The 12,490-nt window shown below is 62.7% G+C and carries 11 protein-coding genes; 7 read left to right on the plus strand and 4 right to left on the minus strand.

Features of this window, described 5'->3' with window-relative positions; genetic code table 11:
- Nucleotides 1–58: 58 nt before the first annotated feature.
- Nucleotides 59–1,288 (minus strand): phosphoglycerate dehydrogenase, encoded by a 1,230-nt coding sequence (gene serA / locus BM019_RS19190; RefSeq protein ID WP_007932850.1) that lies wholly within the window; start codon nt 1,286–1,288, stop codon nt 59–61.
- Between the two features lie 204 nt (nt 1,289–1,492).
- On the opposite strand from serA, the gene BM019_RS19195 reads away from it, so the two are divergent.
- The 4 genes from BM019_RS19195 (at nt 1,493) to BM019_RS19210 (ending at nt 5,751) form a co-directional block, all read left to right on the plus strand.
- The gene (locus tag BM019_RS19195; protein ID WP_092419328.1) at nt 1,493–2,887 is read left to right on the plus strand and encodes an FAD-binding oxidoreductase; all 1,395 of its coding nucleotides are present in this window, start codon (nt 1,493–1,495) and stop codon (nt 2,885–2,887) included.
- Between the two features lie 55 nt (nt 2,888–2,942).
- On the plus strand, nt 2,943–3,608 hold the full coding sequence (locus BM019_RS19200; protein WP_053263025.1) for a fumarylacetoacetate hydrolase family protein: 666 nt from the start codon (nt 2,943–2,945) through the stop codon (nt 3,606–3,608).
- Nucleotides 3,609–3,794: 186 nt separating this feature from the next.
- Entirely contained in the window at nt 3,795–4,724 is a 930-nt protein-coding gene (locus BM019_RS19205; protein ID WP_009046074.1) for an SdiA-regulated domain-containing protein, read from the plus strand.
- A 115-nt stretch (nt 4,725–4,839) separates the two neighbouring features.
- The gene (locus tag BM019_RS19210) at nt 4,840–5,751 is read left to right on the plus strand and encodes an SdiA-regulated domain-containing protein (RefSeq protein WP_053263023.1); all 912 of its coding nucleotides are present in this window, start codon (nt 4,840–4,842) and stop codon (nt 5,749–5,751) included.
- Between the two features lie 214 nt (nt 5,752–5,965).
- Here BM019_RS19210 and BM019_RS19215 read toward each other — a convergent pair whose 3' ends face one another.
- Nucleotides 5,966–7,918: an autotransporter domain-containing protein gene (locus BM019_RS19215; protein WP_092419331.1), complete on the minus strand. Its 1,953-nt coding sequence runs from the start codon at nt 7,916–7,918 to the stop codon at nt 5,966–5,968.
- 298 nt (nt 7,919–8,216) lie between these two features.
- Nucleotides 8,217–8,888 (minus strand): ribose-5-phosphate isomerase RpiA, encoded by a 672-nt coding sequence (gene rpiA, locus BM019_RS19220; RefSeq protein ID WP_092419334.1) that lies wholly within the window; start codon nt 8,886–8,888, stop codon nt 8,217–8,219.
- Between the two features lie 285 nt (nt 8,889–9,173).
- On the opposite strand from rpiA, the gene ilvA reads away from it, so the two are divergent.
- Nucleotides 9,174–10,688 carry a threonine ammonia-lyase, biosynthetic gene (gene ilvA, locus BM019_RS19225; protein WP_007927333.1) on the plus strand — a complete coding sequence of 505 codons (1,515 nt, stop codon included), beginning with the start codon at nt 9,174–9,176 and terminating at the stop codon, nt 10,686–10,688.
- Nucleotides 10,689–10,728: 40 nt separating this feature from the next.
- The gene (locus BM019_RS19230; protein WP_007927342.1) at nt 10,729–11,157 is read left to right on the plus strand and encodes a DUF2269 family protein; all 429 of its coding nucleotides are present in this window, start codon (nt 10,729–10,731) and stop codon (nt 11,155–11,157) included.
- Nucleotides 11,158–11,207: 50 nt separating this feature from the next.
- Here the strand turns inward: BM019_RS19230 and BM019_RS19235 are convergent, their stop codons facing one another.
- Nucleotides 11,208–11,864, minus strand: coding sequence for a histidinol-phosphatase (locus tag BM019_RS19235; RefSeq protein ID WP_007927343.1), 657 nt, complete (start codon nt 11,862–11,864; stop codon nt 11,208–11,210).
- A 143-nt stretch (nt 11,865–12,007) separates the two neighbouring features.
- Between BM019_RS19235 and BM019_RS19240 the strand changes: the two genes are divergently transcribed.
- The gene (locus BM019_RS19240; RefSeq protein ID WP_007927344.1) at nt 12,008–12,487 is read left to right on the plus strand and encodes an RNA pyrophosphohydrolase; all 480 of its coding nucleotides are present in this window, start codon (nt 12,008–12,010) and stop codon (nt 12,485–12,487) included.
- Nucleotides 12,488–12,490 lie beyond the last annotated feature (3 nt).

The following is a 12,490-nucleotide window of genomic DNA, read 5'->3' on the forward strand; positions in this document are numbered from 1 at the left end:
ACTGCCTGTAAACAAAAAGGGAGGCCCCAGGGCCTCCCTTTTTATTGCCAGCGAGTGCTTAGAACAACACGCGGCTGCGGATGGTGCCGTTGACGTGTTGCAGCTTCTCTTGCGCCAGCTCCGAGTATTCGGCGTCGACATCGATCACCACGTAGCCCACCTTCTCGTTGGTCTGCAGGAACTGACCGGAGATGTTGATGCCGTTTTCGGCGAAGACCTTGTTGATCTCGCTCATCACACCCGGGATGTTCTCGTGGATGTGCAGCAGGCGGTGCTTGCCAGGGTGAGCCGGCAGGGCCACTTCCGGGAAGTTCACGGACGATACCGAAGTACCGTTGTCGCTGTACTTGACCAGCTTCTCCGCCACTTCCAGGCCGATGTTGGCCTGGGCTTCGGCGGTCGAGCCGCCGATGTGCGGGGTCAGGATCACGTTGTCCAGGCCACGCAGCGGGCTTTCGAACTCTTCGTCGTTGGAGCGTGGCTCCACCGGGAACACGTCGATGGCGGCGCCGATCAGGTGCTTGTCCTTGATCGCTGCGGCCAGGTGGTCCAGCTCGACCACGGTGCCGCGGGCGGCGTTGATCAGGATGCCGCCTTTCTTGATGGCGCGGATTTCCTTCTCGCCGATCATCCACTGGGTGGCAGCGGTTTCCGGAACGTGCAGGGTGACGATGTCGGACATGCCCAGCAGCTCGTGCAGGTTGCCGACCTGAGTGGCGTTACCCAGCGGCAGCTTGGTCACGGTGTCGTAGAAGAACACCTGCATGCCCAGGCCTTCGGCCAGGACCGACAGTTGGGTGCCGATCGAGCCGTAGCCGACGATGCCCAGCTTCTTGCCACGGATCTCGAAGGAGTTGGCCGCGCTCTTGATCCAGCCGCCACGGTGGCAGGAGGCGTTCTTCTCCGGGATACCGCGCAGCAGCAGGATCGCTTCGGCCAGCACCAGTTCGGCTACGGAACGGGTGTTGGAGTACGGTGCGTTGAACACCGCGATACCGCGCTCGCGAGCCGCGTCGAGGTCGACCTGGTTGGTGCCGATGCAGAAGCAGCCAACAGCGACGAGCTTCTTCGCGTGATCGAAGATTTCTTCAGTCAGCTGGGTGCGGGAGCGAATGCCGATGAAGTGCGCATCGGCGATCTTTTCCTTCAGCTGGGCTTCCGGCAGAGAACCGGTGAGGTACTCGATACTGGTGTAGCCCGCGGCCTTGAGGACGTCGACAGCCGATTGGTGGACGCCTTCGAGAAGAAGGAACTTGATCTTGCTCTTATCGAGAGAAGTCTTGCTCATCTGCGTAAACCTGTGTCCCGGAGAAAAATGGCAGGAAATGGTCAACAGATGCTGACCCGGACGGCAGGAAAGCCGTCGCCGCAGAACGCCCTTCGGCACTATTCTGCGGGGGGTCGTATGCTAGCATACGGACCCCGCGAAACACTCGTTCCTGCGACGTGAAGCGTTCTCAGGATGACCATGAATTGTTCGAGAGTTCTGTCGATGACCAATCCTGCGCTGATTGATGAGCTGAAGACCCTGGTCGAGGCTGGCAAGGTCCTGACCGATGCCGACTCCCTGAATGCTTACGGCAAGGATTGGACCAAACACTTCGCCCCGGCGCCGAGCGCCATCGTCTTTCCCAAGACCATCGAGCAGGTCCAGGCCATCGTGCGCTGGGCCAACCGGCACCAGGTCGCGCTGGTGCCGTCCGGCGGCCGCACCGGCCTGTCGGCCGCCGCCGTGGCGGCCAATGGCGAAGTGGTGGTGTCTTTCGACTACATGAACCAGATCCTCGACCTGAACCTGACCGACCGCACCGCGGTCTGCCAGCCGGGCGTGGTGACCGAGCAGTTGCAGAACCGCGCCGAAGAAAGCGGCCTGTATTACCCGGTGGACTTCGCTTCCGCCGGTTCCAGCCAGATTGGCGGCAATATCAGCACCAATGCCGGCGGGATCAAGGTGATTCGCTACGGCATGACCCGCAACTGGGTGGCCGGCCTGAAAGTGGTCACTGGCAAGGGCGACCTGCTGGAGTTGAACAAGGACCTGGTCAAGAACGCCACCGGCTATGACCTGCGCCAGCTGTTCATCGGCGCCGAGGGCACCCTGGGCTTCGTGGTCGAGGCCACCATGCGCCTGGAACGCGCGCCGAACAACCTCACGGCGATGGTGCTCGGTACGCCGGATTTCGACTCGATCATGCCGGTGCTGCATGCCTTCCAGGGCAAGCTCGACCTGACCGCCTTCGAGTTCTTCTCCGACAAGGCCCTGGCCAAGATCCTCGGCCGCGGCGACGTCCCGGCGCCGTTCGAGACCGACTGCCCGTTCTATGTGCTGCTGGAGTTCGAAGCCAGCAACGAGGACGTGGCCAACGACGCCCTGGCCACCTTCGAGCATTGCGTGGAGCAGGGCTGGGTGCTGGATGGCGTGATGAGCCAGAGCGAGCAGCAACTGCAGAACCTGTGGAAATTGCGCGAGTACATCTCCGAGACCATCTCGCACTGGACCCCGTACAAGAACGACATTTCGGTCACGGTGTCGAAGGTGCCGGCTTTCCTGAAGGATATTGACGCGATCGTCGCGCAAAACTACCCGGACTTCGAAGTGGTCTGGTATGGCCATATCGGTGACGGCAACCTGCACCTGAACATCCTCAAGCCGGACGACCTGAGCAAGGACGAGTTCTTCGCCAAGTGCGCCACCGTCAACAAGTGGGTGTTCGAGACTGTCGAGAAGTACAACGGCTCGATTTCCGCCGAGCACGGGGTGGGCATGACCAAGCGCGATTACCTGACCTACAGCCGTTCGCCGGTGGAAATCGACTACATGAAGGCGGTCAAGGCGGTGTTCGACCCGAACGGCATCATGAACCCGGGCAAGATTTTCGCTGTTTGACCTCAGGGTCACTCAAGCAGCGGTACCTGATGAACCAAACGAGCAGGAGTCGGTAATGAGCTATCAGCACCAGTATGTCGACGGTACCCGTATTCATTTCCCGGTCGGCAAGATCGTGTGCATCGGGCGCAACTATGCCGAGCACGCCAAGGAACTGGACAATCCGGTGCCGAGCGAGCCGCTGCTGTTTATCAAGCCGGGCAGTTGTGTGGTGCCGCTGGAAGGCGGTTTTGCCATCCCCACCGAGCGTGGCTCTGTGCATTACGAGGCGGAAATCGCGGTATTGATCGGCAAGCCGCTGTCGACCCAGCCCAGCCGCGAAGAAGTGCTGGATGCCATCTCCGGTTTCGCCCCGGCCCTGGACCTGACCCTGCGCGACAAGCAGGCCGAGCTCAAGGCCAAGGGGCTGCCGTGGGAAATCTCCAAGTGCTTCGACGGCGCCTGCGTGCTGGCGCCCTTTGTGGTCGGCAGTACATTCCCGGACCTGACCGACATCAATATTCGCCTGACCATCAACGGCGAGGTCCGCCAGGACGGCAACAGCAGCATCATGCTCAACCCGATCGTACCGATGATCCAGTACATGGCCGGCTGCTTCTCCCTGCAGGCGGGCGACGTGATCCTGACCGGTACGCCGGTGGGCGTTGGTCCGCTGAACGTGGGCGACGAGCTGGTGCTGGAACTGCCGGGCGTCAGCCGCTTCGAGAGTCGCGTTAGCTGATCCAGCGGTTTTCGACGCGAGGCCCGCCTGCAATGGGCGGGCCTCTTCAGCGAAAGTACCGGCGCTGGGGCATTTCCGACCTTTTGCCGTTTTTTTCACATCCGTTCTGGATAATTTTCCGATTACAGACGTCTGAGTCTGCCCCGATGTGCTATTACCCATAGCTGGTTTTCTGGAACGCGTCCCATGTCCGTGCCTCACACCCCCGAGCTTCACACTGTTCGCCGCCGCGGATTGTTCGCCATGCGCTGGTATTCCTGGCTGCTGCTGTCAGGCGTGGTGATGTATGGCGTCGCGATCGCCATGCACTGGGACGACCGTGGCCTGCTCTGGGTGCTGGAGCGTTTCGAAACCCCGGCCGAGCGCCAGGAAAGTGTCTGGCTGCCGGATTACCGCGCGGTCATCGACGCCAAGGTACTGCCGGGCATGGAGAAGGACGAGGCCTCCGACCTGGCCTACAACCCGCAGACCAAGACCCTGTTTTCGGTGATGGGCAAGAACCCGTTCCTGGTCGAGTTGAACCTGCAGGGCGATGTGCTGCGCAAGATGCCGCTGGTGGGCTGGAGCAACCCGGAGGGGGTGACGGTCATGGGGAACGGCCTGCTGGGGATTGTCGACGAGCGCGATCACCTGCTGACCATCGTCAAGGTGGATGCCAATACCCGCGAGCTGAATATTTCCGACTTCCCGAAATACGACCTGGGGCCTTCGCAGGACCAGAACAAGGCATTCGAGGCCGTGGCCTGGGATGCACGCAAGCAGCAGCTACTGCTGGGCGAGGAGCGTCCGCCGGCACTGTTCACCTGGAACAGCGACGGCAGCCAGACCCTCAAGGGTGACAAGCAGAAACTGGAAAGCGATGAGCTGGACCTGCGCAACCTGTCCGCCCTGAGCATTGACCCTCGCACCGGTCATACCCTGGTGCTGTCCGCCGATTCGCACATGTTGCTGGAGCTGGACGAAACCGGCGAGCAGGTCAGCTTCATGACCTTGCTGGGCGGTTTCAATGGCCTCAAAGACACCATTCCGCGGGCCGAGGGCGTGGCCATGGATGAGCAGGGCAACCTGTACATGGTCAGCGAACCCAACCTGTTCTATCGCTTTGAGAAGCACTGATTCAGAGGTTTCTGGCGGCAAAAGGCCATAATCCGGCATACGCCCGCTGCGATTAAGTTTAAATTCATCCGGCTGTGATATTTCATCCGCCTGATTTGTATTTGAGCTTGCCAGCATGCGTCGACTCGCCTATCCCAAACCGCTGTTCCTCCTCCTGTGTTTTATCGTGCTGGTGCTGCTGGGCATTGCCGGGCAGCACCACCGCTATTTCGAGCGCCTGTGGTTCAACTGGCGGGTCATGTCGCAGCCGGCCAACACCGACGCCATTGGCCTTGATGGCTATCGGGTGACTCTCGAAGCACAAAAGATCGAAGGCCTGGATGACGTCTCGGCGCTGACCTACGACCCGGTGCGCAAAAGCCTGTTCACCGTGACCAACAAGAATGCCGAGCTGATCGAGCTGTCGCTCGACGGGCGCATCCTGCGGCGCATCGCCCTGACCGGGTTTGGCGACCCGGAAGCGGTCGAGTTCATCAGCGCCGACACCTATGTGATCACCGACGAGCGCCAGCAGCGGCTGATCAAGATCCATCTGGAGGAGGACACGGTGTTCCTCGACGCGGCGGACGCCGAGCAGATGACCCTGGGTGTGCACATGAGCGGCAACAAGGGCTTCGAGGGCCTGGCCTACGATTCGGTGGGCAAGCGCCTGTTCGTCGCCAAGGAACGCGACCCGATGCTGATCTACGAGGTCAAGGGTTTCCCGCATTACGACCCGGAGAAATCCTACGCGGTGCATGTGGTCAACAACCCCAAGCGCGATGCCGGGTTGTTCGTGCGTGACCTGTCCAGCCTGCAATACGACGAGCGCACCGGGCATCTGCTGGCGCTGTCGGATGAGTCGTGGCTGGTGCTGGAGCTGGACGTGGATGGCCGGCCCCTGAGCACCATGTCGCTGCGCAAGGGCCGGCAAGGCTTGCAGGCCACGGTGCCGCAGGCCGAAGGCATTGCCATGGACGACGACGGCACCCTGTACCTGGTCAGTGAGCCGAACCTGTTCTACGTCTTCAAGAAACCCGCCCCGTAACCCCGTAACCCCGTAACCCCGTAACCCCGTAACCCCGTAGCCCTGTAGCCGCTGCCGAGCCCGCGAGGCTGCGCCCGGGCGCGCAGCGGCCGTAAAACCAGGCGACCTTTCTGTTCCGGCAATTCGTATACCCCCGAACCTGCGAGGACTGCGTCGCAATACCGCCCACCTCGTACGCAGGCTCGCAGGTTCGCCAGCGGCTACCCAAGTGCGTTCAAAACTGCCACTGCACGCCGAGGGAGTAGCCGGTCTGGCTGCCTTCGGCATGACCGATCCGGCCGTTGACCTCGGCGTACAGCCCCAGCTGCGGTGTGATCGCCAGCTGGCTGCCGAGCTGGGCGCGGCCGAAGCTCTTGTCCACGCCGCCCAGGCGAGCCACGCGCACTTGACCATCGGCGCGGCTGGTCAGGTCCAGGCCGTCCAGGCGGCCATCCGCCAACTCCTTGACCCAGGCCAGGTCGCCATAAGGCAGCAAGCTCATGCCGTAAGGCAGGGCCACGGCACCGCGAACACGCCAGCCGAGGCTGGCTTCCAGCGAATCGAATGACTGCTCCTCATAACTCAGCGCCGTGCGCAGGTCCTGCTTCTCGTGGAAGCGGTCGATGCGGTAGTGGGTGTAATCCAGGCCGGCGAAGGGGCCGCTCTTGATCGCACCGAAGTCCAGGTCATAACCGCCGAGCACGCGGGCGCCCAGGGTCAGGGCGTCGGTATCGCCCGTCAGTTTCTGGTTCAGCAGCACCGGGCCGCCGTTGGCCTGGATCACCAGGTTGCGCTTGGATTCGAAGCGGGTGCGACCGACGCTCAGGTCGCCGGCCAGCCATTGCGGGCCGCCATCGTTGAGCAAGGCGTAGACCGCCGCCTGCCAGGTGTCGCTGTCGAGCTTGCCGCGGTGTTCGAGCTTGTCGCGACCGTTCTGGTAGTTGAGGCTGGCGCCGACGTTCAGGCTCGAATTGAGCTGGTAGTCGCCCAAGGCATGCACCCCCAGCCGACGCGCCTCGGGATTGGGCGCGCTGTCGAAACCGCTGTCGGGGCTGTATTCGCCGTCGATGCCGATCTCACCATCGAAACTGCCGACTTCCCGTCCCATCGCCTGCAAGGTCAGCCAGCGCCGGTCGTGCAGCCGGACCATGGCCTGATGCTGGCGTTGCAGATGATCCTGCTGGTTGCGCGCCACGGCGCCGCCGGAAGCGGTGGAGGCCAGCAGGTCGGCATTGGTCAGCTCCAGGACCAGGCGGCTGAGCAGGCGCGAGTAATCGCGCAGGCGCTGGTCGATGCGTTCCTGGCCGAAGGCGTTGGTCAGCACCGCCTTATTGTCCTCGGCGGGATCGTGCCAGGTGGAGCCGCCAGGGATGGCCGGGTTGGTGGTCTGGGTGTAGCCGTCCAGGTCGCCGATTTCCCAATTGGTGGCCTCGATGTAGAGAATCGGGATGTTCAGCCCTTCGAAGGCTTCGCCGTCGCTGCAGCAGCCGGTGCCTGCGGGGTATGCCGGGTCGAGGCCGGGGTTGGTGAACAGATTGATCTGCAGTTCCCTGGCGATCTGCAGGGTATGTTCGCGCAACGAGGCCAGGGCCGGGTTGGCGCTGCTGTTCTGTCCGGCGTGGGTATACATCATGTCGCCGGTGATCAGGCTGTCGAGGTTGATCATGGCCAGCATGTTGGCGCGCTGGCTGGCGCTGAGGGCGTCGACGAACGCCCTGGAACCACGCAGGCCTTCCTCTTCAGCGCCGAAGCCGACCACCTGCAAGCCGTTTTCCAGCTGCAGCCCGCCGAGGTTGCGGGCGATTTCGGTCAGCACGCTGGCGCCGGAGCCGTTGTCGTCCAGACCTTGCAGGGTCGGGCGGCCGAAATAGGTATCGAAGTGCGCGCCGACCACCACGTATTGCGGCTTGGTCCCGGCGGCGTAGGCCACCACGTTTTGCGAGGTGCGGCTGTTGCCGCCGGCGGTCCAGGAAAAGTCCTGGCGGCTGATGCCGTAGGCGCTGCCCATCTGGCTCTGCATCCAGTCGGCGGCACCGGCGAAGTTGGCGGTGCCACGGTAGCGGCCGGGGTAGTCGTTGATCAGTTTGTCGAGGGTGGTGGCGGCGTGTTCGCCGTATTCATAGGCGAAGGCCTGGGTGGACAGCAGAACGCTGGCGAGACTGACGGCAAGCGTGAGGGGCTTGAGCACGGTGATCTTCCTTGAGGGATGAAAAAACGGGGGCAGTTGCACAATGCGCGCCTCATTCCCTGGGCGACCTTGTATTGACGCATTGCTTAAACCGAACGTCGCCTGGCGCTAATTTGTAACGGATTTGATACCGGAAGTCCTGGGCCGCACTGAGACCTGGTGCGCGAATCCGGATATTTCTGCGGCTAAATGCAGCGAAAAGTAGCAGTAGTGGCGAGGTTGGTGCGGGAGGGCAGGGCGGGGGCTGGATGGGAGAGCTTTCGCCCCCGCCTTTGCGGCAGGGGCGAAATCGGCGGCATCAGGCGGTGAGGGTCTTCACGCCTTCGCGGGTGCCCAGCAGCAGCACGTCGGCCGGGCGGGCGGCGAACAGGCCGTTGGTGACCACGCCGACAATCGCGTTGATCTGCGCTTCCAGCTCCACCGGATTGGTGATCTGCATGTTGTGCACGTCAAGAATGATGTTGCCGTTGTCGGTGATCACGCCTTCGCGGTAGACCGGGTCGCCACCGAGCTTCACCAGCTCGCGGGCCACATGGCTGCGGGCCATGGGGATCACTTCCACCGGCAGTGGGAAGGCGCCCAGCACCGGCACCAGCTTGCTGGCGTCGGCGATGCAGATAAAGGTCTTGGCTACCGCCGCGACGATTTTCTCGCGGGTCAGGGCCGCGCCGCCGCCCTTGATCAGGTTCAGGTGTTCGTCGCTTTCGTCGGCGCCGTCGATGTAGAACTCCAGGTCGCTGACGGTGTTCAGTTCGTACACCGGGATGCCGTGGCCCTTGAGGCGCGCCGCGGTGGCTTCGGAGCTGGCGACCGCGCCGTCGAAGGCGGCCTTGTGCTGGGCCAGGGCGTCGATGAAGCAGTTGGCGGTAGAGCCGGTGCCGACCCCGACGATGCTCTTGTCACCGAGTTTCGGGAGGATGAGGTCGACGGCAGCCTGGGCCACGGCCTGTTTGAGTTGATCCTGGGTCATGCGGGCTCCGGAAGCGGGCAAGGGGGAACGGAAAGGCCGGCATTATAGGCCGGTGTCCTGAGCAGGTCATTGCCCGTTTGGCGAACCGCTTTTGGTAGCCGCTGCCGAAGGCTGCGATCGACCGTCAGGTCGTGACGGACGCGAGTGGCCGGAGGACCTGCAGACCTATCGCAGCCTCCGGTAGCGGCTACGGGGCTTTTAAAACCTCTGGATTCGTGTGGTCGCCCGGGTAAACGCTGGGTTAGACTCGCTGGCCCTGCCCAACCCGCTCAGTGATGCTTTCCGATGCTCGAACAGTACGTCAAAAAGATCCTCACCTCGCGCGTTTACGACGTTGCCGTAGAAACCCCGTTGCAGACTGCCCGCCAGCTCTCCGAGCGGCTGGGCAATCAGATCTGGCTCAAGCGCGAAGACTTGCAGCCAGTGTTCTCGTTCAAGATTCGCGGCGCCTACAACAAGCTGACCCAGCTCAGCGATGCCGAGCGCGCCCGGGGCGTGGTCACCGCCTCGGCCGGCAACCATGCCCAGGGCCTGGCCCTGGCGGCCAAGGTGCTGGGGGTGAAGGCGACCATCGTGATGCCCAAGACCACCCCGGAGATCAAGGTCGAAGGCGTGCGCTCGCGCGGCGGCAAAGTGGTGCTGCACGGTGATACTTTCCCGGAAGCCCTGGCCTACTCGCTGAAGCTGGTGGACGAAAAAGGCTACGTCTATATCCACCCGTACGACGATCCGCACACCATTGCCGGGCAGGGCACCGTGGCGATGGAAATCCTGCGCCAGCATCCGGGGCGCCTGGACGCGATCTTCGTGCCGGTCGGCGGTGGCGGCCTGATCGCCGGGATCGCGGCCTACGTCAAATACCTGCGGCCGGAAATCAAGATCATCGGCGTCGAGCCGGACGACTCCAACTGCCTGCAAGCAGCGATGGCCGCCGGCGAACGCGTGGTGCTGCCGACCGTGGGCATCTTCGCCGACGGTGTCGCGGTGGCGCAGATCGGCCAGCACACCTTCGATATCTGCAAGGACTACGTGGATGAGGTGATCACCGTCAGCACCGACGAGATCTGCGCGGCGATCAAGGACATCTACGACGACACCCGTTCCATCACCGAGCCGGCTGGCGCCCTGGGTGTGGCCGGGATCAAGAAATACGTCGAGCAGCGCGGTGTCAGCGGGCAGACCCTGGTGGCCATCGACTCCGGCGCCAACGTCAACTTCGACCGCCTGCGCCATGTCGCCGAGCGCGCCGAGCTGGGCGAGGGCCGCGAGGCCATCATCGCCGTGACGATCCCGGAGAAGCCGGGCAGCTTCAAGGCCTTCTGCGAAGCCATCGGCAAGCGCCAGATCACCGAATTCAATTACCGCTACAACACCGGCAGCGAAGCGCACATCTTCGTGGGCGTGCAGACTCACCCGGAAAACGATCCACGCAGCGCGCTGATCGCCAGCCTGTCCGAACAGGGCTTCCCGGTGACCGATCTGACTGACAACGAACTGGCCAAGCTGCATATCCGTCACATGGTCGGTGGCCATGCGGCGCGGGTCAGCGATGAAGTGGTGTTCCGCTTCGAGTTCCCGGAACGCCCGGGCGCGCTGTTCAACTTCCTCAACAAGCTCGGCGGGCGCTGGAACATCTCGATGTTCCACTACCGCAACCATGGCGCGGCCGATGGCCGGGTGGTCGCCGGCCTGCAAGTACCGGCGAGCGAACGCCACCTGGTACCGGCGGCGCTGGCGCAGATCGGTTACCCGTACTGGGACGAGAGTGATAACCCGGCGTATCAGCTGTTCCTCGGCTGAACGGCTACGCTGGTGGGCAAGGACTCAAGGAGTTAATGACATGGAAACGCTGACCGTCCTCAAAACCGTCCATATCCTGGCCACCGTGTTGCTGCTGGGCAGCGCGCTGGGGCTGGCGATCTGGGTCTGGCGCGCTCGTAGCAAGGGTGACGCAAGCATCTACAGCCGGCTGTTGCGCCGGCCGCTGGTGTTCGTCTGGCTGTTACTGGTGATCTGCCTGGCCAGCCTGCCGTTCAGTGGCTGGTGGCTGGTGCATCTGCTGGGCTGGTCGCTGGGGCAGACCTGGATCCTGGCCTCCAGCCTGATCTACACCGTGGGTGCCTTGAGCTGTTTCTGGCTGTTGGCGCGGCTCAACCGCGTGCGGATCGCCTCGGGAGTAGGAAGTCCGAAGTTCACCCTGGCGCTGGCTGTGTTCAGCTTCGTGTGTTTCTTCGCCATTGCCGGGTTGATGGGCGCCAAGCCGGTTTGACGGCCTGATCGCGAGCTTGCTCCTATAGGGGCGAGCTCGCGCTAGCTTTCTCAGTCGCGCAGGCTGATCACCGGCCAGCCACGCTGCTGGGCCAGGGCCCGCAGGTTTGGGTCCGGGTCCACGGCGATCGGGTTCGCCACCAGATCCAGCAACGGCAAGTCATTCATCGAATCGCTATAGAAGTAGCTGTCTTCCAGGCTATGGCCGGTTTCCTCGAGCCAGCGCGTCAGGCGGGTGACCTTGCCTTCGCGAAAGCACGGGACGTCGGTGCTGCGACCGGTGTAGCGGCCATCCTGCATCTCGCATTCGGTGGCGATCAGGGTTTCCACGCCCAGGCGTTCGGCGATCGGCGCGGTGACGAAGCGGTTGGTGGCGGTGATGATCACCAGCTTGTCGCCGGCGGCCTTGTGCTTGGCCAGCAGTTGCGCGGCCTTGGGCAGCAGCAGCGGCTCGATGCAGTCGCGCATGTAGTCGCGATGCCATTGGTCGAGCACGTCCATCTCGGTGCGGCCGAGAACCTCCAGGCAGAAGTTCAGGTAAGCGGCATTGTCGAGCTTGCCGGCCAGGTAGTCCTGGTAGAACTCGTCGTTGCGGGCCTTGTAGGTGACGGCGTCGAGGAAGCCTCGTTCGCACAGGTAGTCGCCCCAGGCGTGGTCACTGTCGCCGCCCAGAAGGGTGTTGTCCAAGTCGAATAAAGCCAGGCGCATCACGGTTACTCGCTGATAAGTCTGAAAAAAGGCGATCAGAATACGGTCTTTTCACAAGAGTGCACATAAGGTAGGAAGCCTCGTTGCTGCTTTCACAACCTTTGTGGAACAATGCGGCGACATGCGTTTGCGAGGTTGTTGCCGTGATCGACCCCGATGGTTTCCGCCCCAATGTCGGGATCATTCTGACGAATGATGCCGGCCAGGTGCTATGGGCTCGCCGTATCAATCAAGATGCCTGGCAGTTTCCGCAAGGGGGGATCAACCCCGAAGAGACGCCGGAAGACGCTTTGTACCGCGAGTTGAACGAAGAAGTAGGCCTGGAACGCGAAGATGTGCAAATTCTCGCCTGCACCCGGGGCTGGTTGCGCTATCGTTTGCCGCAACGCCTGGTCCGTACCCACAGCCAACCGCTGTGCATCGGCCAGAAACAGAAATGGTTTCTCCTGCGCCTGATCTCCAACGAGCAGCGGGTGCGGATGGATTTGACCGGTAAACCGGAGTTCGATGGCTGGCGCTGGGTCAGTTATTGGTATCCGTTGGGCCAGGTGGTGACATTCAAGCGCGAGGTTTACCGCCGCGCTCTCAAAGAGCTTGCCCCGCGCCTTCTAGCGCGCGACTGACGA

It is taken from the genome of Pseudomonas sp. NFPP07, assembly GCF_900115645.1.
GTDB lineage: Bacteria > Pseudomonadota > Gammaproteobacteria > Pseudomonadales > Pseudomonadaceae > Aquipseudomonas > Aquipseudomonas chlororaphis.